Origin of the sequence: Bacillus sp. ok061 (assembly GCF_900108285.1) — a bacterium.
GTDB classification, from domain to species: domain Bacteria; phylum Bacillota; class Bacilli; order Bacillales; family Bacillaceae_G; genus Bacillus_A; species Bacillus_A thuringiensis_S.
Window position 1 is genome coordinate 151,659 of sequence record NZ_FNUW01000010.1, and the last position, 23,971, is coordinate 175,629.

The window sequence follows — 23,971 nt, forward strand, 5'->3', positions numbered from 1 at the left end:
AAATATAAACTAATTTACCTATAATACTATTAAATAGATTGCAATAAACATGTAGTTTTTTAATGATGGAAAACTTTAATTTATATAAACAATTAATTTTGATATAGAAATTAATTGTTTATATTCTTGCTTAGTTTTGGGTTTGATTATAAAGAGCGATTATAAAGAGAGTATTAAAACTTGAATAGTTTAGAGGTGATTATATGAGAAGTAATTGGAAATCACATCCGATTAGTGAATTAGGGGATCAAATTGGAAAAGCTATTATGCTTACATGTAAAGAAAATGCATATATTGGTGGTTTAAAAGATATCACTGAAAAATTCATTATGATTGAAGTTGGTGAGGGGATGGTTATTGCTGTGGACCGCACTGTATTAAATGATGAATCTATAGAATTACATGTTGTGGGAGGCTAAAAGATTGTCTGACTTTGTTATAAGTGAAAATACGCGCAATAGCATTAGTACTAATAATGCTCCTAGACCAAAATTAGATCCCCGAGATCCTAATATTGGGAAAGTAGCACTGGTTAAAGAAGGGACATATAAGGGTCTAAAAGGTATAATATATCCACCTACTAAAGAATTGAAATATGATGGAGAGTTTGTAAAAGGATTTACAGGGCATTATGAAGTAGAAAAACTATATCATGTCATGTTCTTTTTTGAAGATGGTACATTTTTTTGTGCAATGGAGACAGATTTATTGGATTTAGAGGTAGAAGGGGGTATATTCATTATTGATGATGGAGATGGAACTGTTGCAAAACCCTATGGATGTGGTGAAAGATTATACACGTCGGTTCCAGAAATTTATCATGAATTACCTTTAAATAAATCAGGTTATATCATTATCAATACCTATCAAAGCAGGTGGGTAGATTCTTTTTTTAAAGTGTTTTGGATTAACAATCTTACTACACCAATTGGACAAACTCATACACGCGTGCATGGAGTAGTTTTTAATAGTCCACATGATATAATATTTTATTATGATCCCAAGTTTAACCCAAATAAAATAGTTGTTAAGAATGATTACATAGGAAATTGGTATCATAAAGTCAATTGTCTTACAGAACTTGATGGATCAATATTTAAGCCGTATACCTGTGGAACTAATATTGTTCTTAATAGTCCCATAGATATGAAAAAGTGTTTTTTTCAACTAATTGAACGTACAGGGGAAGTTGAAGTTGTATATAAATACTTGGGAGATCCTAAAAGTGAGGCTTCATTAGAAGTGTTTTGGCAGAATGAAGTCATAGGGAAAGTAAACACTAAGGAAAAAAATTTTGAGGAGAAAAGCATTATCTTTAGTGTAGATGAAATCAAAATGTTTAATCCTCAGGTGAGAGTTACAGTACATGGACACTGGGAAGTGAAAGTAAAATGTCCGGTAAATAAGGAGATATTACAGTTAGGAGAACAGAATTTTTGAGTACTAGTGGTATGGGTTCGTTAAAAGTTGAACTAACCCCAGAAAGTTTGACAAGTCGTTTCATTAGGCAGCTTTTAGGGCATGAGTTCGATATTGTACCGGGCTCATGCCTTTTAATTTTGCCTTAATTCGTTTGTGATTATAATAATCGATATATTTTTCAAATTCTTGTTTAAAGTGTTCTATGCTTTCAAAATCTTTTAGATAAAGAAATTCAGATTTCATAATACCAAAGAAACTTTCAATAATCGCATTATCGTAACATCTTTGATACAAGTGAATAGGTTGGTCTTGAATCAATTGTATAAGCGATTATCTCTCAATTAAATAGATCTAACATCGGTGATAAGTAGAGCTTCTCGCCGCATAATTTAAATTCTGTTATGTCTGTAACTCATTTTTCGTTTGGCTTTTCAGCCTTAAAGTTACGTTCTAAAATATTTGGCGTAATCTTACCTACTTTCCCTTTATAAGAGCGATATTTTTTCATACGAACTAGGCTCTTTAAACCTAACTCTTTCACAATTCGTTGAACTTTTTTATGGTTGATTTTGTGTCTTTGGTTCATTAACTCATCGCGAATACGGCGATATCCATAACGACCTTGGTGTTCATCGTAAATGTTTTGAATTAAGACCTTTAGCTCTTTATCTGGATGATTAGAATTCTGTATCCAGTAATAATACGTACTTCGTGGGAGTTCTGCTAATTTTAAAAGTGCCTTTACCGGAAATGCTTTCCTTAGTTCATAGATTATTTGCGCCTTATCTTGTTTGGTGATTTCTCCTTGTTTTGAACTAAGGAATTCAACTTTTTTAAATAAGCATTCTCCATACGCAAACGCTCCAATTCAGCTTGTAATGCTTCTACTGACTCTTCTGTTTGTGTTTGTTTCTTAATTGATTTTTGATTGTCCTTAGTCATAGATTGATGCCTCTTTTTCTTAGATTTAAGGGCGTCTACTCCTTTTTGACGTAGCTGAATACGCCATTTTCTAATAAGTCCAGATGAAGAAATATTAAAAATAACTGCCGTTTCGTTTGGAGACGTCCCATTTTCGAACATATAATTTAGTACGCCTAGTTTATACTGTACAAAATACGTTGTATAGTCTTTTTCAAATGCTCGGATTCCATGATATTCAAATTGTTTTATACATATTCGAACCACTTCGTGATTCGTTCTCAATGATTTCGCAATATCTTTTATACTCTCACTTCCATCTTGATAATGTATTGCTGCATTCATTTTGTTTTCTGAAGTAAATTTAGTCATAAAAAAATTACACCTCCAATTGTTAGACACATTCTAACAATTGGAGGTGTAATTCATAAGAAGTAACCTGTTTTTATTTATACATTAAAAAATCGGCGGAGTAACAGAAAATAAAACTATCGCGTTTTTTTCAAAATGATTTACCCATTTATGCTTTAAATAAGCAGGTATCTTTACACTGTCACCAGTTTCTAATACGTATTCTTCCTCGTTTAAATATAATGTGATTTTCCCATCTAAGACAAATGCTAATTCTTCTCCTTTATGTTCTAGCACATTTTCTGATGAAGCTGTATTAGGCGGGACGGTCATAATTGCTGTTGCTAAATTTCCAGTGAAATCAGGTGAAAGCATTTCATATGATAAATTATCGATAATCATTTTCTTTCGTTTATGAGAACGTACAATTAAATCGTCTGTATTTGTATCTTCAAGTAAAAAGCTAAATGTTGGCACATCAAGAGCTTTAGCAAGCACTTTTAATGTTTGAATAGAAGGGTTAGCCGACCCGCGCTCAATTTGACTTAACATAGATGGTGTAATATCAGCCATCTTTGCTAGTTCTTTACTAGTTAAACCTTTTTCTTTTCTTTGTTTTTCAATTTTTTTACCAATATCTATATTTTCCATAATGAAAATCTCCTTAATGATTATTAAATTATATTTAAATAAATTAAATTAAAATTAACTAAATTGAATAATTTGTGTTAAACTATATTAAAATTAATTTAATTATAATTTATTAAATCGTAAGCTACAAGGTGATGAGGAGGAAGAGAAATGAAGGAAATAGAGAAATTAAAAGAGGAATATCTACTATTAAATAAATTAATCGCAACAGAAGAAGTATTTTGGATAAATCCAAACATAGAAAAGTATGAAACAGCAATAAAAGATACACCATTGAATGAAGAGAATGTAAAAGATGCGGAAGAGAGATTAAAGCGTTTTGCGCCATATATTGCGAAAGTTTTTCCTGAAACGAAAGGGACGAACGGCATAATCGAATCACCTTTAGTGAAAATACCTTCTATGAAAAAAGCTTTAGAGACAAATTACAAGCAACCTATTTTAGGAGAATTATTATTAAAATGTGATAGTCATCTCCCGATATCAGGATCAATTAAAGCTAGGGGCGGCATTTATGAAGTGTTGAAACATGCTGAGCAACTAGCATTGCAGCACGGAATGTTAACAGAAGAAGATAATTATTCCATTTTAGATAGTGATACATGTAGAGAGTTTTTCTCGAAGTATTCAATTGCGGTAGGTTCTACAGGGAATTTAGGACTTAGCATAGGAATTATGAGTGCGAATCTAGGTTTTAATGTAACTGTTCATATGTCAGCAGACGCAAAAGAATGGAAGAAAAGTTTATTAAGAAGTAAAGGTGTAAACGTTATTGAATATGAAGATGATTATAGCAAAGCAGTAGAAGAAGGAAGACGACAGGCGGATGCAGATCCCAGCTGTTATTTTGTAGACGATGAAAACTCACATGATTTATTTTTAGGATACGCAGTAGCAGCATCACGATTACAAAAGCAATTAGATGAGTTAGAGGTTGTAGTAGATGAAGATCACCCTTTATTTGTTTACCTTCCGTGCGGAGTAGGAGGAGGACCTGGCGGAGTAGCATTCGGTTTAAAATTATTGTATAAAGACAACGTTCATTGTTTCTTTGCAGAGCCAACACATTCTCCATGTATGTTACTCGGCTTAATGACAGGCCTTCATGACAAAATTGCTGTTCAAGATATCGGAATTGATAATGTAACAGATGCGGATGGACTTGCGGTAGGAAGACCGTCTGGATTTGTCGGGAAAACGATGGAACCATTTTTAAGCGGAAATTATACAGTAAACGATGAAGAGTTATATAGATTGTTAAAAGACCTAGCTGATACGGAGAATATTTATTTAGAGCCTTCTGCACTAGCAGGTATGATAGGGCCAGTGAAAGTGTGTAAAGAAGATGAGTATTTACAAAAGCAACAGTTAGCAGAGAAGGTGAAAAAAGGTACTCATATTGTGTGGGGAACGGGTGGAAGTATGGTTCCTAAAGATGTAATGAATGAATATTATAGGAAAGGTTTGGAATTATCGATATAAGAAAAATGAGGCTAGTTGTAGCCTCATTTTTTCATGTACATAAAAATCTTTGTTATTTTCACAATAGTTCTTTATAGTATATATAAAGGATAACTAATATTGAATAAATACAACAAAAAAGCTTTATTTTACATAATAAGAGGATGTGTATACGATGTCATTACAGACTAAATATATAGCGGGTATTTCGCTTGGGGTTATGGGTGTCGGCTTTGCGGCTTCTATCCCTTTTCAAGGAACGGTAGCTGGAGAGATTATACAAGGTGGATTTGAAGCTGGATTGGTTGGTGGACTTGCGGATTGGTTTGCGGTTACTGCTTTATTCCGTCATCCGATGGGAATACCAATTCCGCATACAGCTTTGTTACCTAAAAACCGTAAACGGGTAACGAAAGGGCTTATTCATACGTTAGAAAATGAATGGCTGACGAAAGAAAGTATTACGAATAAAGTAAAAGAGATGCAGTTAGCACAAATGGTAATGCAAATTGCTGAGAGAGAAATGCAGTCTGATGCTGTGAAAAAGGGGATTGTAACGATTGCAGAGAAAGCAATTATAACAATAGATACAGAAAAGTTAGCTGTTATTATTGAAAAAGAATTAAAAACATATTTACATACAATTAATACAAGTAACATTTTACAAGTGCTGGTTGATCAATTAGTTGTGCAAGAATATGATGAAAAGACACTTGATTACATATTAGTGAAGGTAAAAGATTGGACAGCGCAAGATGAAGCTCGTTACCAGCTCGGTAGCTTAGGTATGAAGGCGATGGAAAATATAAAAGTAGATGGATTCTTGCAGTTTACTTTGAAATCATTTATGAATATTGTAGATGAAGATAAAATTGGCGGCATTTTGCAGAAGTTTATCATTAGTAATATTAACAGCTTACAAGAGGCTGATAATAGCACAAGACAACTTATATTAGCGAAGATTCGTCAAGAAATTATCAATGTAAAAGAAAATGAAGCCTTATTAAAGGAATTAGAAAATTGGAAAGAAAAGTGGATTGCGAATTGGAATGCTACTGACAAAATAAAAGAGATGCTAGAGCAAGTACAACAAAGAGCAGTTGCTTTTGTAAATAATGAAGAATTTGCTGATAAATATGTTATTCCATTTTTACAAAAACAAATGAATAAAATAAAAGAAGATGAACAGACAGTTCAAAAAATAAAAGATTGGTTACAAAAACAAGTTGTGAATCTTGTTGAGAAGAACCATTCGAAAATTGGTAAGCTTGTACAAGAAAACCTTGATAAGTTAGATGATAAAACGTTAATCGAAATGATTGAAAATAATGTCGGTAAAGATTTGCAGTGGATCCGAGTGAACGGGGCGGTTTGTGGATTTATGATTGGATTAGTGTTAGAAGGAATTAAAGCGATTATATAAGAAAAACCTTCCGCAATTGCGGAAGGTTTTTCTTATTTTTCAATAACGCTCATAGTTAAATTATAAGTTTTCTCAATATTTAACTTGTGCGTGCCATTTCCAGTTTTAATTGAATTTTTATACCAATGTTCTTGGTTGTTTAATTCTGGATGTTCTGCTGAAGAAGTATTTTCTTTTTTCGTTAAATCTTCTACTTGTTCCCAAGGTGTACTTCCATGTGTTTCTTTTTGATTCGTTACTGCTGTTAAAGATACATCACTCTCTTTTGCAAGATGGACAGACACTCTTGAGCTTTCTTGTACAAACCAATTATTTTGTAATTGACCTGGATAAAGAGATAGTTCGTTATTTGAAGCACGGATTTCCACATTTTTATTTTGTGGAAGAACAAGCGTTGGTTTCACCTGTGGTGCTGAATTAAATAACGTATGTTGAACAGGTAATGATTTTAAAGTGATATACATCGTTTCACCAGCCGTTTGAACTGAAAGGAAATCATCTTGTTTTAAATTGAGTTTTTCATTTGCTTTCGTCGTCATTTCATAAGTTCCCAAAAGGTGAATTTGATTTGTATTATTTCCCTCTATCGTTAGAGGCTGATGCCCTGCATCTACTACAATTTTTTTGATAGATTCAGGTATATCAAATTGTCCGTCTGGAATATTACTCGTTTGTCTCGTTGTGTTAATAGAATGACGAAATTCTTCTAGTAAACCAGTTGATAATAAACAGTAAAAAGCAATTCCGACGCTTCCTAAAACGCCGATAAAGAAAATGCTAAAAATATCATATTTAATAAATGATTGTTCCTTCTTAGAAAATAGAAGGTATAGTAAAATTTCAGCTCCAAGTATGATAAGTAAAACTGGCCACCATGCAGTTAGTGTATCTAATACTTGAATTCCTTTTACGACTGAAAATAGTAAAAAGCATCCTAACGATATAATAGAAAGCCCCATTGAGAATGTTCCAACACGCCAAGTCCTCATTCGCTTGTCCCACCTTTGTTTTCTTTATTTCCAAGTAACAATTTAAATCCGCCGCCAATTAAAAGGAGCGCAACGATAGATGTTTGGAAATAGCGATAATATAGTTCACTAAGATGAATATTAAATATAGTTACAAAATAATCATTCAAAATAGGAAGGACCGTTTGATCTAATAAATAATAAACACCGAGTGTAATTAATCCGATACCAATCCATCTTTGATGATTTATAAAATAATCGATAATGGGTTCGTCTTGTACTCGTTCTTTTCCGTATTTTGCTGTTTGTTGTAAAGCATCAAAAAAGCTATAGAACCAAATGATTGGCACTAAAAATAAAAACGCAGAAAGTCTTAATAAGTCGAGTAAATAAATAGATAGTAAAAAGGCTGCCATAAGCTGAAGACCACGGCGTTGTAAGCCTAAATACATATGACCTGCTCCGGGGAACATCGCTAAAATAGAAGCAAATGTTTTATTTTTCTTTCCTTGCTCGCGGTGCTCTTCAAACTCTTCGAAAATAGTACGATCATCTAATTGCTCGCCACGTTCTTTTTTCTGGAGTTGCTGAACAACGTCAAAGAAATTGTAAATCCATAAAACAGGTAATGTAATAAGGAAGATAAGAAAACTTTCTTGCGATGTTAAAAGTGCAACGAAAATGATCATACTTCCGATTCCTGTGCAAGCTACTAAAAATGTAAGTCCGCGTTGCATAAGTCCTAATTGAAAATGGCCAAGTCCAGGGATGATGGATAAGAGAATGATATAAAATCGTTCGCTCTCTTTAGAGGATTCTATGAATTCTCCGGCAGCTTGTTTTTTCGATTGATTAATAATAGTGATAACTAAATCTAATAAATTGATTGCCCATAACACGACTAGTAAAAATAGAGAAAGAAAAGCAATATCACGGGCTCCTAATGCTATTGTACAAAATGCTGCAAAGATAAATAGAAATACAGCCCCTCCGCTATATAAAATAAACCGTCCAAATTTCTTTAAATATAAATGTCCAAGCCCAGGAATTAGCCCTAATACAAGTGCTAAAAAGGGATTTTTATTCATGCTTTGAACCTCCGTCCTTTTTCGATGTGTCTACCGATTTGTTTACAATTTGTTGTGAGATAGAAGACTCGTTATGTTTTGAAGATTTCTCTAAATTTGATGTCGCTGTAAAAATATACTGAAATAAACCACTTACCATAAAAATAATTGTAGCCGCAGTCGCAATTATGTAGTGAATGATCGTGCGCTTTAGTGAGGTTGTTTTTATATTTTCATTAGACTGTAGTGTTTCAAAATTAATTTGCGTCATAACTTCGTTCGTAAATGAATCATCATTTATCATTGGAAGGTTTTCATGTTGTTCATCAATACTTTCCATATAAAGTGCTAAACAATGATCACATTCATAAAGATGTTCTTCCATAGATTCACGTTCATTGCTTTCTATAAAATCTAATGTATAATTGCGCCAATCTTCTTTTGAATAATGCATCATAGAAACTCTTCCTCCTTCCAATGTTTTTTAATCCATTTTCTTGCCCGATACAGTTTCATTTCGACTGTTTTTACTTCAATGTTTTCCTGTAAAGCAATTTCTTGATAGCTTTTTTCTTCTAAGTAATGTGCGAGAACGACGTCACGGTAATTTTCAGGAAGTTCTCTCAGTTTTTGAGCAATGAGTAATTTCTGCTCTTTCGTCAATAATAAAGCCTCAATATTATGAGAGGACTGTATATTTTCCTCAGTTTCTTTACATAAGGAGAGTTCTTCACTTTCTCGAGCTTTCTTCCTCTTATAATCAATAGCGTGATTGGTGGCAATACGTGCCATCCACGTTTTTAATCCGCGAAATTGATAATTAGGGAGAGAGGCGTGAATTTTTACGAATACTTCTTGTGTAACATCTTTCGCATCTTCTTCATGTCTTACAATAGAAAAGATAACTTGAAAAATATAATGACGATATGTTTGCACGAGGATACGAAAAGCATGTTCGCTTCCTTGTTGTGCTTTTTCAATTAATTGTTTTTCCTCAATGGGTCTCTCCCTCCTTTTTGACGCATTCTATTATATAGACGTAAAGAATGATAAGTCACCCTACACATTTTGTAAAAAAAGAATAATATATTTTTTGCAGAAGAGCTAGATGAAAAAAGTGTGAAAAAATGGTAAGCAGAAGTATATAATGAGCAAGTAGGAAATGTTACACGGAGAAAGGATGTGAATGTTAGTAGGAGGAAGGTCCATACTAACAAACATGAAAATTAAAATATTAATAGCAGACGATAACTCTTTTATTAGAGAAGGCATGAAAATTATTTTAAATACATATGAAGAGTTCGAAGTGGTAGATACAGTAAATGATGGAGAAGAAGCTGTAGCATATTGTAAAAAGCATGAAGTTGATATTGCTCTTTTGGATGTTCGTATGCCAAATATGAACGGGGTAGAGGCGACGAAGTTTATTTGTGAAGAGACGAAAACAAAACCGCTTATTTTAACGACGTTTGATGATGATGAATATATTTTGGATGCAGTAAAAAACGGAGCGAAAGGGTATTTATTAAAAAATAACGATCCGGAGCGTATTCGTGATGCAATAAAAGGGGTATATAATGGCCAAACTGTTATGCAAGATGTAGTTCTCGATAAAATTAAGTCCAATTTAATGGAAAGTAAAGAGGAAGAATGTAAAATAGATAAAAGTCTTTTTACTGAAAGAGAGCTTAGTATCATCGCATTAATTGCAAAAGGTTTCTCAAATAAAGAAATTTCGAAACAGCTTTTTATATCTGAAGGAACAATCGCAAATTATATTACATCAGTTTTAGGGAAAACGGGACTTGAACATCGCACACAAATTGCGATTTACTACTTAACAGGGAAAGTAGATTAATGATATGGAATTTTGGTTAACTGTAAGTAAATTAATTGTCTTTATATATATTGTGTTCAGTTACATACATTCAAATGTTACGAACTTACCATGGGTTATATTTGCTTTGCTTTTATATCTTTCTGTAAACGTGCTAATCTCTATATTAAAAAAAGATACGTACAAAAAAATATTGATTTGTATTTCAATTAGTGTAGTTATGTTATTAACATGGAGTGTTCATCCGTTTTTTATTTTGTTTTTATCTTTGAATTTATACGAAATTACATTCCATTACATAGACAAGAATTGGTCACGCTTTGTTATTATGATGCTTCCAATTACAATTACAGATGAAAGCATTCGAATGACTTATGGATTAATTGTTGCATTTTCTTTTCTCGTTTTAACTATGGCAGATCGATATATATCACGTGTAGTAAAGCTTGAATCTCAAAATGATAAGATGCGAAAAGATATGCAACGACTTACGAAAAGCTTACATGAAAATAAAGAGTACATAAGGCAATCAGAATACACATTTAAGCTAGAAGAGAGAAATCGATTATCACAAGAAATTCATGATAAAATTGGTCACTCGATGACAGGCGCATTAATTCAAATGGAAGCAGCAAAGAGATTAATGGGGATAGATAAAGAAAAATCTGCGGAGTTATTACAAAATGCAATTCACATTTCAAAAGATGGAATTGAAAGCATTCGCATTACATTAAAAAATATGAAGCCACCAACTGAGCAAATTGGCATTCACCGTATGAAATTATTCATAGAGGAGTTTGCTAGTAAGCATGATGTAAACATTCCTTTCGTATATAAGGGAAACTTAGATATGATTTCTCCCATTCAGTGGAAAATTATCGGTGAAAACGTTACAGAGGCGTTAACAAATGCGATGAAATATGCTGATGCGACAGTCATTTCAATCGATATTCATGTACTGAATAAGATGGTTAAGGTGCAAGTGAAGGATAACGGAAAAGGCGCAGCTCTTGTTAAGAAAGGTCTCGGTATTATGGGGATGGAGGAGCGAACAGCGTCTGTAAACGGAAAAATTATTGTAGATGGAACAAGTGGTTTTTCAGTGACGATGTTGTTGCCGATATAAGAGAATGGGACGAAGATGAACCATCTCATATGAAAAAAGTGAATAATCTCATGTGAAAAGAATGAACTTCTGCACTGAGCAGGTTCATTCTTTTTGTTTATACTAATAGCAGAGAAACCGAAATAGGGGTGAAAATGATGAATACATTAGAAATTAAAAATTTAACGAAAAAATTTGGTGATTTTATCGCAGTTGATAATATGTCTTTATCTATTAAAGAAGGAGAAATATTTGGCTTTTTAGGATCAAATGGTGCTGGTAAGAGTACAACGATAAATATGATTGCTGGCTTGTTAAGAAGTAATGAAGGCGAAATTAGCATACTAGGAAAAAATATAAAGAAACATAATCGATTTGCGAAAATGAATATCGGTATCGTTCCGCAAGATATTGCAATTTATGAAGAGTTAACGGCCTATGAAAATGTGAAATTTTTTGCTGGATTGTATGGGTTAAGAGGGGCTGAACTAAAAGCAAGAGTAGAGGAAGCACTTCAATTTGTGGGGCTTAGCGATAAACATAAGAGTTACCCGAAAAACTTTTCTGGTGGGATGAAGCGAAGACTGAATATAGCTTGTGCAATTGCTCATAGACCGAGGTTAATTATTATGGATGAACCGACAGTTGGAATTGATCCGCAGTCAAGAAACTATATCCTTCAGTCTGTTCGGAAATTAAATGAAATGGGAAGCACGATTATTTACACGAGCCACTACATGGAAGAAGTGGAAGAGATTTGTACAAAAATCGCAATTGTCGACCACGGTAAAGTGATTGCAGAAGGTACGAAAGAACAGTTAAAAGCGATTATTACAGATACGAAAGATATTTGGATTGAAGTGAAGTCTGTAGAAAATTTAGATGTAGAAAAGTTAAAAGATATAAACGGTGTGAAAGCTGTTCAAATTGAAGAGAACGTAATCAAGGTAAACTCGGATGCAGGATTAAATAATTTAAATAAAATTATTCAGCACTTCATTAATCACGATATTGAAATTCGTTCGTTAGAAGAGCAGGCACCGAATTTAGAAACTGTATTTCTTACGTTGACTGGAAGAAACTTACGAGATAAATAAAAAGTAAATGAAGAAAAGGTAAAGGGAGGTTCATCAATTGAACATCTTCAATATAGCAGTTATGCATATTAAAAGAGATTTCAGAGACGTAAGAACTTTAGTTTTTATGTTAGCATTTCCAATTGTGCTTATGCTTGTGTTAGGAACAGCGTTAAGTAACGCATTTAATAGTGATAGTCATTCGATTAAAGATATACAAGTACTATACAAAGATGAAGCAAGTAGCACGTTGTCTCAATCATTTGCAGCATTTACGAAAGAAGTGGATAAATCAGGTATTCATTTTAAAAAAGCTTCCGGCAGTATAGATGGGAAAGAAGAAGTGAAGCAAAATAAATATGCTGCATATGTAGAATTAAATAAAGACGGTGCAAAATTTTATGGTAGCGACAGAAGTAGTGTAGAGGGTAGTATTGTAGAAGGAATGCTTACAACATTTGTTGATAAGTATAATGTAGCGACAGAAGTTGCAAAAGTAGATCCTAGTAAGGTTAGCGCAGTTATTTCAAGCGGAAATCATAATGACTATATAAAAGAAACATCTTTACAAGCGGCGAAAAAACCAGGTTCTATGGATTACTATGCGGTTGTAATGACGACAATGATTGCACTGTATGCTGCGATGGGAGCAAGTTCTTTAATTCGAGGAGAACGAATACGTAAAACAGGAGATCGTCTCATTGCTGCGCCTATAAGTAAAGCTGAAATATTCATTGGAAAAGTACTCGGTAGTCTTGTAGCAAATGCCCTGTGCATATTACTCGTCATGTTATTTAGTAAATTTGTCTTTCAAGCGAACTGGGGCGACCATCTTGGAATCATATTTATTATATTATTAACACAAGTCTTTCTAGCAATTAGCTTCGGTTTAGGAATCGGATATATTACGAAAACAGGTGAAGCGTCTAGAGCAATTATTATGGTAGTAGTGCAATTAGCTTCTATTTTTGGTGGTGCATATTTCGTAGTAGAAGAAAATTTCGTTACAAATTTATCACCATTAACGTGGGCAAATACAGCTGTTATGAAAATTATTTATGCGAATGATGTAGGGGCGGCACTACCAGTCATTTCTTTAAACCTTGGAGTATCAGCACTCTTTTTATTAATTGCGATTATTGCATTACGTAGACGGGAGGGGCTATAGTATGAAAGATATTTTATGGCTCATACAAAAAACGCTATCTGTACTTTTGAAAAATAAAAAAAGTTTACTCATTATAATTAGCTTGCCGATAATAGGGACGCTCATTTCCTTTTCGATATACGGAAATGTAGGGCAAGGAACATTAAATATCGGGATTGTAAATAAAGAAAGTCAGCCAATCGCAAATGATACTGTGAAATTTTTAGAAGGATTAAATCATGTTAATGTAAGCAAAATTAAAGAGTCTGAAGTAGAAGATAAACTCACTTCCAAAAAAATTGATGGTGTGATTACATTAGATTCTGGTTTTTCTGCAAGTGTTCGAGAGGGGAAACCTGATCATATTGAGATTTCATCGATTAAAGGCGATCAAGTAACAGTATTTATAAAATCATATTTATATAACTATGTCGATAATGTAGCTGCGATTAGTAAAGTGGCAGGAGCGGATCAAAGTACGTTTAATAGTATGTACGCGGGTTATCAAAAAAGTTCATTTAAAGTAAAGTCTGAGACACTTGAAGATACTTCAAAAAATAAAGATATGACAAATCAAACGATGGGTTATCTTATTATGTTTATGCTATTTTCAGCAGTGAACTTATCAGGATTTATTTTAAAAGAAAAAGAGAATAGAACGTATTTTAGATTATTATCAACGCCGATTGATGGAAAGAAATTTATATTATCTAATGTCGCAGTGAATATGATGATATTAACAGTACAAATTGTCATTGCAGTATTCTTTATGACGAATGTTTTTCACACAAATATTAATATGCCTTTCATAGTAATGATTGGTGTGCTTATGATATTTGCTTTAATTGCAATTGGTTTATCATTAGTCATTGTGTCCTTTTCAAAAAATTCAGCTGCTTCAAATGCAATGCAAAATATAGTAATAGTACCAACATGCTTACTTGCTGGATGTTATTTCCCATATGACATTATGCCAAGTGCAGTACAAAAAGTAGCTAATTTTCTTCCGCAGCGCTGGTTGTTAGATACGATATCAAAATTACAACAAGGAATTCCATTCTCTGAGTTGTATTTAAACATTTTAATTTTATGCGCTTTCGCGATGGCATTTTTCTTAATTGCGATTTATAAGTTTGGAAGAAATAATGATGCGAGGAATTTTGTTTAATGTGAAAAGGGTGTGGCTTAATGCCATACCTTTTTTGTTTGTAATTTAGAGTATCTTTTGTAATATAGGAATGCTTTTGTAGAGCACTTCGTTATGTGAAGCATGCACAACATATTTATTTCCATCTAGAAGAAAAACGCTATGTAAAACAGCGTTACTGTCACCATGTTTTGTAAGTAAATCACCGACAACTTTGCCGTCTGTCCATTTCAGTTTGGAATGTGAAGGGACGACTTGTAAATATTGAATTGTTTCCTCTCCATCTCCGGCAATGAGTGTAGTTTCAATATTTCTTTTTTGTATAATAAATCTATTTTCATTTAATGTATCGAGGAAAGGGTTTTTCGTTTGCATATTACTATAAGGAAGAAATGTAATAGAAGAGTCAGACCTTATAAATAAATAATTTCCGTAATCTTTACAAGGAATAACATCTTGTAATCCGGGAAAGTAAAGATGTATCGCCTCAACCTTATTCATTTTATGTAAGATGCTTAAGTAACGAATATATTGTTCCATATAAAAATGAACGATATTTATTTTAGAAGAGGCATGGATAGGGAGACTACCGCCAGTCCAATAACTATAATTTGGTGGAGATCCAGCGTTTGGTGTGCAGAGTATTATAAGTTGATTCACATCATTTTTATATGTTTCACTTTGAACGTAAGAACGTCCAAGAAGGCCGCCCATACTATGACAAATTAGATTTAGTTTATCGCAACCTGTAATTTTTTTAGCATAGGCAATCGTTTGTAATAAATATTTTTGTGTAGAAAAAGCAATGCGCTGCCGCCAGTCATAAAAACAGATGAACAAGTCTTTATTTCGTTCGTACCCCATACTTTCTAACATCATGATGAATGGCTCGTAAACAAGTGCAGAAAGTCCAAAACTCCAATTACCAGTGCCGGAAATAATAATATTGCTCATTGAGCCGAAAAGACCTGGGATAAAAACAATAGGAGTTTTTCCTCTTCTCATATTTCTCTCTCCTTTAATCCTTTAGCATCAATAAAAATCAGAAATACATTTCGTATGAAAACATATTTAAATGAAACACTACGGAGTAGAAAGTAATTTGAACGGAAGGAAATCAAAATGATTAAAAAAATATTGCGAGTTACTTCTATTATTATTGCTATTTTCATTTTTATTTTAATTTGGATGCATATCGATGTTACCTTAGGTAGGAAAATGGAAGCTGGGAAAAACATGCCGACAGAGTATGCGCCTCATTATAGTGATTTTCAATTATATGTAGAAGGAAAATCATTATATGAGCAGCTATTTGAAGATATTAAAAAAGCGAAAAGCTCCATCTACACTTATTTTTTCATTTTGTCGGATGATAAAAGTAGCCATACTTTTTTAAACTTATTAAAAGAGAAGGCAAAAGAAGGAGTAAACGTTTATTTATCAGTTGATCGCATTAATGATTTATCATTTGAAAGGAAGATGATAAATGAATTGCGGGAAAGTGGTGTACATTTTACATATAGTAGAAAACCTTCATTACCATTCGGATTTTATTCACTTCACCATCGTAATCATCGCCGTATTACGACGATTGATGGGGAGATTGGCTATACAGGCGGATTTAACATAGGAGATGAGTACTTAGGGAAAGATAAGCGATTTGGATATTGGCGTGATTATCATGTACGTCTTAAAGGAGAAGGAGCAAAAGATTTAGAACAGCAATTCGCTTTAGATTGGAAACGAGATACGAAAGAAGAGATAAAGAGAAGTACGAATAAAGCTAGTAAAGGGAATACTTTACATACTATGACTAGTTACAATGGGCATTACGTCGCTGAAACATATATACAGTTAATAAAGCAAGCGAAGCATTCAATCGTCATTACAACACCTTATTTTATAGCGAAAAATAAAGAATTAATGAATGCTTTAATTGAAGCGCAAAAACGTGGTGTTACAGTAAAAATACTTTGGTCATATAAACCAGATATCCCCCTTATTAAAGAGGCGGCATATCCGTACATACGTCAAGCTGTTAATAACGGGATTACGGTATATGGTTATAAAAAAGGGATGTTTCATGGAAAGTTAATGCTAATTGATAATGAGTTAACTGTTATAGGTACAACAAACTTTACTGCCCGTAGCTTCTATATAAATGATGAGATGAATTTGTATATTCATGGCGGGACTATCGTATCGGACGTGAATAAGGCGTTAACAGAGGATTTTCGTGATTCAAAAGAAATGACGAAAGAGTTTTTTGAGAAGTTATCTTTTTGGGAGCGTTGTAAGGAAAAAGTGGCGGGATTGGTTGATTTTTATTTGTAACGATGAATTAGGAAAGGGTGCCTACAAAAGGCACCCTTTTTGGTGGGAAATCATTATTTCTCATGCACCAGCATCGTAACATCATCATTGATCAATGTCCCCACATGTTCGCCTAAACATATTTTCTTCATGACCCCAGGCTCATCAAAGTTAAAGACATGTGCTGGTAAATTGTAGTCCCTGGCAAGCAGTAATGCCGCTTGATCCATAACTTGTATATTCTGTCTAACAACATCATTATAGTTTAGTTTGCTGTACATTTTTGCTGATTTATTATGCTTTGGATCACTTGTAAAGACGCCATCGACACCCTGTTTTGCGACTAATATGGCATCACTATTCATCTCAATGGCTCTTTGTACACTTGGATAATCTGTCGTCACGAACGGTTGGCCGTTACCGCCTCCAAAGATAACGATATAACCGTTATCTAAATGGTGGACTGCACGCAAGCGAATGTATGGTTCAGCTACTGCATTAAATGGAATGGAAGTCATAACGCGTACTTCTCTATTTGTTTTACTTGTTAAAACACCGCGAAGCATTAAGCTGTTAATGATTGTACCTAACGTACCGATATTATCAGCTTCTACGCGATCAATTCCCCACTCTTCAGCTAGATGTCCCCTAAAAATGTTACCGCCACCGATGACGATAGATACTTCGATACCTAAATCAACAATGGATAAAATTTCGTTTGCGATATGTTCTAATCGTTTGGAGTTAAAGCTATTTCCAGTTTGATCGGCAAGTGCACCGCCGCTTAATTTAATTAAGACACGTTTATATGGTCTCATAACAATTCCCCCTATATAGATCGCAATAAAAAAGGAACAAAGGCGAATGCCTTTGTTCCTTTTTAAGAAAATGAAAAAGAAAAGAAGAAGATAGGACGAATTGATTTGTATAGTTTTTCATAACATCCACTCCTTTTCATTTTGATTTGTTGTAAGTATATATCTTTTTGATTATACGAAACAATCTGATTACTTATCAAGTTTATTTTATCGTTTTTTAACAAAATGGTGTCAATGAAAAAAAGAAGAAAAATATTTGAATTTTTTGTGACGAACTTGTAGGTTTTTGTATGATTTTGTAGGTTCGCTTATAAGATGTGTGAGTAGCTTTTATAAATACAAATTGAAAGCGTTCGCATGAAGGGGATGAACATAAATGAAAAAATTCGGATTGGCAACACAAATTTTTGTCGCGCTTGTTTTAGGGATTGTAGTAGGGGCAGTCTTTTATGGCAATAAAACGGCGATTTCTTATATCACACCAATTGGGGATATATTTATTCACTTAATTAAGATGATTGTAGTACCAATTGTTATTTCAGCATTAATTGTTGCAGTAGCTGGTGTAGGAGATATGAAAAAGCTTGGGAAACTAGGCGGTAAGACAATTCTTTATTTTGAAATTATTACGACGATTGCTATTTTAATGGGATTACTTGCAGCGAATATATTCCAACCAGGTACTGGTGTTGATATGAGTAATTTACAGCAAAGTGATATTTCTTCTTATAAACAAACAGCAGATGCAACCGAGAAGAAAGGTTTTGCTGAGACAATTGTTCACATTGTACCGAAAAACGTATTTGAATCGATTGCACAAGGTGACCTATTACCGATTATATTCTTCTCAGTATTATTCGGCTTAGGCGTTGCGGCAATTGGGGAAAAAGGAAAGCCTGTCTTTAACTTCTTTGAAGGCGTACTCGAAGCGATGTTTTGGGTTACAAATCAAGTGATGAAATTTGCACCATTTGGTGTATTCGCATTAATTGCCGTTACGGTTGCAAAATTTGGTGTAGCGACATTACTTCCGCTAGGAAAACTAGTGCTAGCTGTATACGTAACTGTTATACTATTCGTTGTGATTGTATTAGGTATTAATGCACGAATGGTTGGCGTAAACATTTTTACATTAATGAAAATTTTAAAAGAAGAACTGATTCTTTCGTTTACGACAGCAAGTTCAGAAGCTGTTTTACCTAATATAATGAGAAAAATGGAAGAGTTCGGTTGTCCAAAGGCAGTTGCCTCTTTCGTAATTCCGACAGGTTATACATTTAACTTGACTGGATCGGCTATTTATCAAGCGTTAGCGGCATTGTTTGTTGCACAAATGTACGGTGTGCACATGTCACTAACGGAGCAAATAACGTTATTATTCGTTCTCATGTTAACATCCAAAGGTATGGCGGGAGTTCCAGGTGCATCGTTCGTTGTTGTATTAGCAACGTTAGGTTCAATGGGGTTACCACTAGAAGGTATCGCGTTAATTGCGGGAATTGACCGCATTTTAGATATGATTCGCTCATCTGTCAATGTATTAGGAAATGCATTAGCGGCCATTGTTATGTCGAAGTGGGAAGGCGAATTCGATAATGAGAAAGCAAAACAATATGTAGAAACAGTCAAAGAAACAAAAGCAGCATAAGAAATCGTTAAGGAGTGAATAATCATGGCAACATTAACTGAAGTTAAAAATGGTGTTCGAATTGAAAAAGATTTTTTAGGTGAAAAAGAAGTACCAAACTATGCATACTACGGCGTACAAACAATGCGTGCAGTTGAAAACTTCCCAATTACAGGATATAAAATCCATGAAGGGTTAATTAGAGCGTTCGCAATTGTAAAAAAAGCAGCAGCGCTTGCTAATACAGATGTAGGAAGATTGGAATTGAACAAGGGTGGCACGATCGCAGAAGCTGCTCAAGAAATTCTTGATGGAAAATGGCATGATCATTTCATCGTAGATCCAATTCAAGGCGGAGCAGGTACTTCAATGAACATGAATGCAAATGAAGTCATTGCCAATCGTGCTCTTGAATTATTAGGGATGGAAAAGGGAGACTATCACTATATTAGTCCAAATAGTCATGTAAACATGGCGCAATCAACAAATGATGCATTCCCAACGGCGATTCATATCGCAACGTTAAATGCATTAGAAGGCTTATTACAAACGATGGGTTATATGCATGATGTATTTGAATTAAAAGCAGAACAATTTGACCATGTTATTAAAATGGGTCGTACACATTTACAAGATGCTGTGCCGATTCGTCTTGGACAAGAGTTTAAAGCGTATTCCCGTGTACTTGAACGTGATATGAAACGAATTCAACAATCGCGTCAACATTTATATGAAGTAAATATGGGGGCAACTGCAGTTGGTACAGGCTTAAATGCAGATCCAGAATATATTGAAGCAGTTGTAAAACATTTAGCTGCAATCAGTGAATTACCGCTTGTTGGTGCAGAAGATTTAGTGGATGCGACACAAAATACGGATGCTTATACTGAAGTTTCTGCAGCACTTAAAGTATGTATGATGAATATGTCTAAAATTGCGAATGACCTTCGCTTAATGGCATCAGGTCCACGTGTTGGTTTAGCTGAAATTATGTTACCAGCTCGTCAACCAGGTTCTTCTATTATGCCAGGGAAAGTAAACCCTGTTATGCCAGAAGTTATTAACCAAATTGCGTTCCAAGTAATTGGTAATGACCATACAATTTGCCTTGCTTCAGAAGCAGGACAATTAGAATTAAACGTTATGGAACCAGTACTTGTTTTCAACTTATTGCAATCAATTAGCATTATGAATAACGGTTTCCGTGCCTTTACAGATAATTGCTTAAAAGGAATTGAAGCGAATGAAGATCGCTTAAAAGAGTATGTTGAGAAGAGTGTAGGAATTATTACAGCCGTGAACCCTCATATCGGTTATGAAGCAGCAGCTCGCGTTGCGAAAGAAGCAATTGCAACAGGTCAATCCGTTCGAGAACTTTGTGTAAAAAATGGTGTATTGTCACAAGAAGACTTAGAGTTAATTCTAGATCCATTCGAAATGACACATCCAGGGATTGCAGGAGCAACTCTTTTAAAGAAAAATTAAAAGAAGAGGGGGGACAAGCCCCTTTTTTTTGTTTACAATATAGAAATGCTATATATGAATAGAGGTAGGGATGTTATGAGCAAGTTTACAGTAGCTTCTAATGGTGCATTAGAAACAACATTAAGAGGAGCAGAAGTATTATCAACACCACTTTTAAATAAAGGGGTAGCTTTCACACAAAATGAAAGAGAAGAGTTAGGTTTAAAAGGGTTATTACCGCCTGCGGTTTTAACGTTAGAAGAACAGGCACGCCGGGCATACGAACAATTTAGTTCTCAGCCGGATGATTTATTAAAGAATGTATACTTAACTGCGTTACATGATCGAAATGAAGTATTATTTTATCGTATATTAACAGATCATTTACGTGAAATGTTACCGATTGTATATACACCAACTGTCGGTGTAGCAATTCAAAGGTATAGCCATGAATACCGTAAACCACGTGGTATTTATTTATCAATTAACGATCCATCAGGTATTGAAGAAGCGTTTGCCAATATCGGTGCAACAGCTGAGAACATTGATTTAGTCGTTGTAACAGATGGAGAAGGCATATTAGGAATTGGTGACTGGGGCGTTGGTGGTATTAACATCGCAATCGGAAAGCTAGCTGTTTATACGGCGGCAGTTGGAATCGATCCTAGTCGTGTATTACCAGTAATTTTAGATGTAGGTACAAACCGTGAGGAACTATTAAACAATCCATTTTATATTGGAAATCGTCACCCTCGTATAACAGGTGAAGTTTACGATGAATTTATTGATACGTTTGTACAAGCGGTAAATAAACAATTCCCGAAAGCACTTTTACATTGGGAAGACTTTAGCTCTCGTAACGCACGAAAAATTTTAGATAAATACCGTCATGACGTTTGTACGTTTAATGATGATATTCAAGGTACAGGTGCAGTTTCGCTTGCGGCTGTGTTATCGGCAGTGAAAGCTTCTGGTGTACCATTAAGTGAACACCGCGTTGTAGTATTTGGTGCTGGTACGGCTGGAATCGGTATCGCAGATCAAGTTAGAGATGCGATGGTCCGTGTAGGCGTATCTGAAGAAGAATCATATAAGCGTTTCTGGTGTATTGATCGTAACGGGTTAGTTACAGATAATATGGAAGATCTTCTTGATTTCCAAATTCCGTACGCAAGAAAAGAAGCGGAAGTAAGTGAGTGGAAGCAAAATGATGTGATCGGACTTGCTGAAGTTGTGAAACATGTAAAACCGACAATTTTAATTGGTACATCTACTGTTGCGGGCGCATTTAAAGAGGGAATTATTAAAGAAATGGCTTCTCACGTAGAAAGACCAATTATTTTACCAATGTCGAATCCAACACCGCTTGCTGAAGCAAAACCAGCAGATTTAATCGAGTGGACAGAAGGAAGAGCGTTAGTTGCAACAGGAAGTCCATTTGAACCAGTTACATATAACGGTGTAACGTATGTGATTGGACAATCAAATAATGCACTTATTTTCCCAGGGCTTGGTCTTGGAACAATTGTAGTACGTGCAAGTGTCATGACGGATGGAATGTTCGCAGCAGCAGCTGAAGCAGTTGCAAGTATGGTAGATACAAGTCAGCCAGGAGCACCTATTTTACCAGAAGTTGAAGAATTACGTAATATCTCAGAAATGGTTGCAATTGAAGTAGCGAAAGTTGCAGTTGCAGAAGGTGTTGCAAGAGTGAACTTAAGTGATAACGATATTAAGATGGCAGTGAAAGAAGCAATGTGGAAGCCAGAGTATCGCCAAATAAAAGCGGTAGAAAAGGTTAGAATATAGAAAAAAAGCCCGTTTATAACAATAAGCGGGCTTTCGCTTTTACTACTGAAAAAAGTATAGGAAGTGGCACCTTTGAATTGGAATCAATTATGGAAGAAAGATATGTCCCTTTTAATTATATTAATGGTCGTTGTTCCGATTGCTGGGGAGCTGAACTTTCATCCCTTTAATGATACGTTTCGAGTTAGCTTCGGTACACCGCTATTCTTCTTTTTATTATTATTTTTAAGAAGAGTACCAGCAGGAGTTGCAGGTATTCTTGTTGGTATATCTGTAGTCTTATTCCGAGTATGTCTTGACTGGATCATGCAAGGTTCGTTTCATATGACAGAATCATTTTATTTGCGCTATCCTGTGTTCTTCTATTATTTTATTTATGGCAGTCTTTTTTCGCTTTGCAGGGTAAATAAGTTCCATCAGAAACCAATCATTATTGGATGCCTTGGAATTTCAATTGAAATTGTTGCAAGTATGTCAGAACTTGCGTTTTATCACATGTTAGTACTCGGTACAACAATAACGATTTCTGAAGTAAATAAACTTATTATTATTGCTATTTTTCGTAGTTTCTTTGCACTTGGTTTTTTAAATATGATGAATTTATATGAAACGAAATTAAAAGAATCGCAAGTTCGAAAAGAAAATGAAAACATGTTAATGCATCTTTCTAATTTATATGTGGAATCTGTTCATTTGAAAAAGACGTTACAAAATGCAGAATTGATCACACAAGAAGCATATCAGCTATATCGAAATTTACAAGCGAACGATGATTCTAATAGTAAAACAGCATTAAGAATAGCAGGAGAAGTGCACGAAATAAAAAAGGATAATCAAAGAATTTTTGCGGGATTATCTAAACTGTTATTAGATAAAAATGTAGCTGAGTATGTAGAAGGACATGAGCTTACAGAAATGATTGTAAGAATAAATGAAAAGTACGCTGGAATGCTGGAGAAAGATATACGTTTTTCTAAACATATAGAAGGTGAACACGCTGCATATCACGTGTATACAGTGCTATCAATCTTTAATAACTTAGTTGCCAATGCAGTGGAAGCAATTGAAGATAGAGGTCTCATTCATATTAATTTATATAAACGAGAGCAACATGTAATATTTGAAGTAATTGACGATGGGCCTGGTATTGCGCAAAAGTATAAGAAATTAGTATTTAAGCCAGGATTTACTTCCAAGTATGATCAAACAGGAACACCGTCAACAGGCATTGGACTTTCTTACATACATGAAATGGTAACAGAGCTAGGCGGAGAAGTAAGATTAGAAGACAATGAAACCGGAAAAGGGTGTAAGTTTATCGTTTGTTTACCGGAGTGCAGTTTAAAGCGGGAAGGGGAATAGAT

General features: G+C 34.3%; 21 protein-coding genes and 1 pseudogene. 14 read left to right on the forward strand and 8 right to left on the reverse strand.

What is annotated here, in order from left to right; genetic code table 11:
* Window positions 1-203: 203 nt before the first annotated feature.
* Together C4S65_RS15500 and C4S65_RS15505 are read left to right on the forward strand one after the other, a co-directional pair.
* Entirely contained in the window at window positions 204-419 is a 216-nt protein-coding gene (locus tag C4S65_RS15500; RefSeq protein ID WP_001257365.1) for a hypothetical protein, read from the forward strand.
* 4 nt (window positions 420-423) lie between these two features.
* Window positions 424-1,440, forward strand: coding sequence for a hypothetical protein (locus tag C4S65_RS15505; RefSeq protein ID WP_098838326.1), 1,017 nt, complete (start codon window positions 424-426; stop codon window positions 1,438-1,440).
* A 63-nt stretch (window positions 1,441-1,503) separates the two neighbouring features.
* Here C4S65_RS15505 and C4S65_RS15510 read toward each other — a convergent pair.
* Window positions 1,504-2,715, reverse strand: a pseudogene (locus C4S65_RS15510) (IS3 family transposase).
* An 84-nt stretch (window positions 2,716-2,799) separates the two neighbouring features.
* Window positions 2,800-3,345: an XRE family transcriptional regulator gene (locus C4S65_RS15515; RefSeq protein WP_000427637.1), complete on the reverse strand. Its 546-nt coding sequence runs from the start codon at window positions 3,343-3,345 to the stop codon at window positions 2,800-2,802.
* Between the two features lie 150 nt (window positions 3,346-3,495).
* Here C4S65_RS15515 and C4S65_RS15520 point away from each other — a divergent pair, with 150 nt between their 5' ends.
* Both C4S65_RS15520 and C4S65_RS15525 read left to right on the forward strand, forming a co-directional pair.
* Window positions 3,496-4,827: a D-serine ammonia-lyase gene (locus tag C4S65_RS15520; RefSeq protein ID WP_000658340.1), complete on the forward strand. Its 1,332-nt coding sequence runs from the start codon at window positions 3,496-3,498 to the stop codon at window positions 4,825-4,827.
* A 154-nt stretch (window positions 4,828-4,981) separates the two neighbouring features.
* Window positions 4,982-6,229: a DUF445 domain-containing protein gene (locus C4S65_RS15525; RefSeq protein ID WP_103945285.1), complete on the forward strand. Its 1,248-nt coding sequence runs from the start codon at window positions 4,982-4,984 to the stop codon at window positions 6,227-6,229.
* A gap of 32 nt (window positions 6,230-6,261) precedes the next feature.
* On the opposite strand, the gene exsE is transcribed toward C4S65_RS15525, so the two are convergent.
* The 4 genes from exsE to C4S65_RS15545 are packed head-to-tail and all read right to left on the reverse strand — an operon-like array spanning window position 6,262 to window position 9,200.
* The gene (gene exsE, locus C4S65_RS15530; RefSeq protein WP_098316042.1) at window positions 6,262-7,218 is read right to left on the reverse strand and encodes an exosporium protein ExsE; all 957 of its coding nucleotides are present in this window, start codon (window positions 7,216-7,218) and stop codon (window positions 6,262-6,264) included.
* Entirely contained in the window at window positions 7,215-8,285 is a 1,071-nt protein-coding gene (locus tag C4S65_RS15535; RefSeq protein WP_001039098.1) for a hypothetical protein, read from the reverse strand. The genes exsE and C4S65_RS15535 overlap by 4 nt, the downstream gene beginning before the upstream one ends.
* The gene (locus tag C4S65_RS15540) at window positions 8,278-8,721 is read right to left on the reverse strand and encodes a hypothetical protein (protein WP_000972351.1); all 444 of its coding nucleotides are present in this window, start codon (window positions 8,719-8,721) and stop codon (window positions 8,278-8,280) included. Before C4S65_RS15540 ends, C4S65_RS15535 begins: the two co-directional genes overlap by 8 nt.
* On the reverse strand, window positions 8,718-9,200 hold the full coding sequence (locus C4S65_RS15545; RefSeq protein ID WP_001195484.1) for an RNA polymerase sigma factor: 483 nt from the start codon (window positions 9,198-9,200) through the stop codon (window positions 8,718-8,720). Before C4S65_RS15545 ends, C4S65_RS15540 begins: the two co-directional genes overlap by 4 nt.
* A gap of 283 nt (window positions 9,201-9,483) precedes the next feature.
* Here C4S65_RS15545 and C4S65_RS15555 point away from each other — a divergent pair, with 283 nt between their 5' ends.
* The 5 genes from C4S65_RS15555 (at window position 9,484) to C4S65_RS15575 (ending at window position 14,597) form a co-directional block, all read left to right on the forward strand.
* Complete coding sequence (locus C4S65_RS15555) at window positions 9,484-10,122, forward strand: response regulator transcription factor (protein WP_000694093.1); 639 nt, start codon at window positions 9,484-9,486, stop codon at window positions 10,120-10,122.
* A 4-nt stretch (window positions 10,123-10,126) separates the two neighbouring features.
* Entirely contained in the window at window positions 10,127-11,227 is a 1,101-nt protein-coding gene (locus C4S65_RS15560; protein WP_000397661.1) for a sensor histidine kinase, read from the forward strand.
* A gap of 137 nt (window positions 11,228-11,364) precedes the next feature.
* Window positions 11,365-12,303 (forward strand): ATP-binding cassette domain-containing protein, encoded by a 939-nt coding sequence (locus C4S65_RS15565; RefSeq protein WP_001093815.1) that lies wholly within the window; start codon window positions 11,365-11,367, stop codon window positions 12,301-12,303.
* A 37-nt stretch (window positions 12,304-12,340) separates the two neighbouring features.
* Entirely contained in the window at window positions 12,341-13,450 is a 1,110-nt protein-coding gene (locus tag C4S65_RS15570; RefSeq protein WP_001020176.1) for an ABC transporter permease, read from the forward strand.
* Window position 13,451: 1 nt separating this feature from the next.
* Entirely contained in the window at window positions 13,452-14,597 is a 1,146-nt protein-coding gene (locus C4S65_RS15575; RefSeq protein WP_000651891.1) for an ABC transporter permease, read from the forward strand.
* A gap of 45 nt (window positions 14,598-14,642) precedes the next feature.
* Here C4S65_RS15575 and C4S65_RS15580 read toward each other — a convergent pair whose 3' ends face one another.
* On the reverse strand, window positions 14,643-15,581 hold the full coding sequence (locus C4S65_RS15580) for an acetyltransferase (RefSeq protein WP_001252492.1): 939 nt from the start codon (window positions 15,579-15,581) through the stop codon (window positions 14,643-14,645).
* Between the two features lie 117 nt (window positions 15,582-15,698).
* Here C4S65_RS15580 and cls point away from each other — a divergent pair, with 117 nt between their 5' ends.
* On the forward strand, window positions 15,699-16,910 hold the full coding sequence (cls, locus tag C4S65_RS15585) for a cardiolipin synthase (protein WP_140337833.1): 1,212 nt from the start codon (window positions 15,699-15,701) through the stop codon (window positions 16,908-16,910).
* 53 nt (window positions 16,911-16,963) lie between these two features.
* On the opposite strand, the gene pyrH is transcribed toward cls, so the two are convergent.
* Complete coding sequence (pyrH, locus tag C4S65_RS15590) at window positions 16,964-17,707, reverse strand: UMP kinase (RefSeq protein WP_001248059.1); 744 nt, start codon at window positions 17,705-17,707, stop codon at window positions 16,964-16,966.
* A gap of 376 nt (window positions 17,708-18,083) precedes the next feature.
* Between pyrH and C4S65_RS15595 the strand changes: the two genes are divergently transcribed.
* The 4 genes from C4S65_RS15595 to C4S65_RS15610 all read left to right on the forward strand — a co-directional run bounded on the left by C4S65_RS15595 (window position 18,084) and on the right by C4S65_RS15610 (window position 23,969).
* A complete protein-coding gene (locus tag C4S65_RS15595; RefSeq protein ID WP_000713293.1) occupies window positions 18,084-19,355 on the forward strand; it encodes a cation:dicarboxylase symporter family transporter in 1,272 nt (423 codons plus the stop codon).
* A gap of 24 nt (window positions 19,356-19,379) precedes the next feature.
* Complete coding sequence (aspA, locus tag C4S65_RS15600) at window positions 19,380-20,819, forward strand: aspartate ammonia-lyase (RefSeq protein ID WP_000224197.1); 1,440 nt, start codon at window positions 19,380-19,382, stop codon at window positions 20,817-20,819.
* Between the two features lie 75 nt (window positions 20,820-20,894).
* Entirely contained in the window at window positions 20,895-22,607 is a 1,713-nt protein-coding gene (malS, locus tag C4S65_RS15605; RefSeq protein ID WP_042973244.1) for an oxaloacetate-decarboxylating malate dehydrogenase, read from the forward strand.
* Between the two features lie 63 nt (window positions 22,608-22,670).
* A complete protein-coding gene (locus C4S65_RS15610) occupies window positions 22,671-23,969 on the forward strand; it encodes a sensor histidine kinase (RefSeq protein ID WP_003306724.1) in 1,299 nt (432 codons plus the stop codon).
* Window positions 23,970-23,971: the final 2 nt, after the last annotated feature.